The organism is Alphaproteobacteria bacterium (assembly GCA_019746225.1).
In the GTDB taxonomy this organism is placed as follows: Bacteria; Pseudomonadota; Alphaproteobacteria; order Paracaedibacterales; family VGCI01; genus VGCI01.
The window spans coordinates 1-1957 of sequence record JAIESE010000069.1 but is presented as its reverse complement, the minus strand read 5'-3'; the positions used below and the strand labels follow the sequence as shown (position 1 = coordinate 1957).

Genomic DNA, 1957 nt, shown 5'->3' with positions numbered 1-1957 from the left:
AATCTTTGGCAGAAGCCAAGGTTCAGCAAGTGATGGAGGAAAAGGGTGACAAAGCCAAGGTCAGTCAAATGAGCCTTCTTTCCATGACCCATGAGGGTGCTATAAGAGCCCTTATTGGGGGGACGAATTATCGAAAGAGTCAATTTAACCGGGCAACCCAAGCTCTGCGCCAGCCAGGATCTTCCTTTAAACTGGTGCTTTATTTAGCGGCTTTGGAGTCGGGGATGCACCCGGGAGATTATGTGAGTGACGTTCCTGTTCAATTTGGAAAATGGCGTCCGAAGAATTATAAGTATCAAACCCGTGGAGAGATTCCTCTGCAAGAGGCTATGGCCCACTCGGTGAATACGGTTAGTGTCCGTCTTGCTCATCAGATGGGGATTAAAAGAGTGAAAGAAACGGCCCGACGTATAGGTTTAAAATCTCCCCTTCCTGATGACTTGACCATTGTTTTGGGCACGGGAGAGACAACTCTTCTCGAACTTACAGCGGCCTATGCGGTGATTGCACGTCATGGATGGAGCGTTTCACCCTATGCTATTTTAAAAGTAAAAGAGGTTGGGGGGCATCCCCTTTATATCCACAAAGACATTGTTCCTCAGCGAGTTGTGGATCCTTATGTGACTCAAGAGTTGACCCAAATGATGCAAGGGGTGATGGAGTATGGGACCGGGAGAAAAGCGGCCCTCAATCGCCCATCTGCGGGTAAAACGGGAACGAGTCAAAATCATCGTGATGCATGGCTTGTTGGCTTTACGCCAGAATTAATTACCGGCGTTTGGGCTGGAAATGATGATAATACACCCATGAACCCTGCTGCAGGAAGTCCTGCAGCTCGCCTCTGGCATCTTTATATGATGGGGGTTCCTTATCGAGACGCATCATTCCACCCAGAAGCTACTTCCACTGAAGGAGAAGGGTCACAGGGCTTTTTGGGCGACCTTATTGACAGTTTGTTCTGAAAGTGAACTTTCACCGCTCATATAATGTTTCCGGCAAAGGGCAATGTAACGGTCATTGCCACCAATTTCCACTTGTTCTCCTTCGCGCAATACATAACCATTTTCATCAATGCGCGCATTCATGGTGGCTTTGCGTCCACAGTGGCAGATGGTTTTGATTTCTGTAATCTCCTCTGCAAGAGCCAGCAAATACTTGCTTCCTTCAAAGGGCTCTCCCATAAAGTCAGACCTTAAACCATAGGCGAGGACAGGAATTTTTAGCTCATCCACAATGCGGGTGAGTTGAAAGACTTGTTCTTTGCTGAGAAATTGAGCTTCATCAATCAAAATACAGCTGATTTTTTGTTTTTGAATATGGTCTTTAACAAAGGTGAAGAAGTCAAAATTTCTTTCAAAAGCATGGGCTTCATTTTGAAGACCAATGCGAGAAGAAATAATTCCCAAAGCATGACGAGTATCAATGGAGGGGATAAACAAAAGAGTATTCATTCCCCGTTCTTGGTAGTTGTAATTGGATTGCAGGAGAGTTGTTGTCTTTCCTGCATTCATTGCTGAATAGTAAAAATGAAGCTTTGCCATGAAATTCTTCTTTCTTGAGTTAAAATCTATAGTCCTTTTTAAAATTCAAACCTTAAGGAACGCAAGGAAAATTTTGTTTATACTTTTCGTGTTGAATATGCCTTTTGTCTGTAGATCTGGACCCCGCGATCAAGTCGCGGGGCGTCAATATGTATGTGTGGCTTCTAAACAATTCTAAAGTCCCACGGGACGTCACCACACCCCATTCGACGTCCCGCGGCTCAGACCGCGGGATCTACTTTTCTGTAAGGCCTTTTATATTTATTCTCAATACAAATAAGTTTCTAAACTTTAGGGTTGCAGAATGGGGGGGAAGTCATGTACTTTTTCTCCATTCCAAGCGGAGAGGTGGCCGAGCGGTCGAAGGCGCACGATTGGAAATCGTGTATACGGGAGACCGTATCGAGGGTTCGAAT

2 protein-coding genes are annotated in these 1957 nt (G+C 45.2%); one reads left to right on the top strand and one right to left on the bottom strand.

The window, feature by feature from the left end; genetic code table 11:
• A partial coding sequence (locus tag K2Y18_09995) for a hypothetical protein (protein ID MBX9806060.1) occupies positions 1-962 on the top strand: 962 nt, incomplete at its 5' end.
• Here the strand turns inward: K2Y18_09995 and K2Y18_09990 are convergent.
• A complete protein-coding gene (locus K2Y18_09990; protein ID MBX9806059.1) occupies positions 921-1541 on the bottom strand; it encodes a thymidine kinase in 621 nt (206 codons plus the stop codon). The two genes, K2Y18_09995 and K2Y18_09990, sit on opposite strands and share 42 nt — an antisense overlap.
• Positions 1542-1957: the final 416 nt, after the last annotated feature.

Coding starts and splice junctions, on each gene's coding strand:
- K2Y18_09990 (MBX9806059.1), bottom strand. CDS start 1,541: ATGGCAAAGCTTCATTTTTACTATTCAGCAATGAATGCAGGAAAGACA.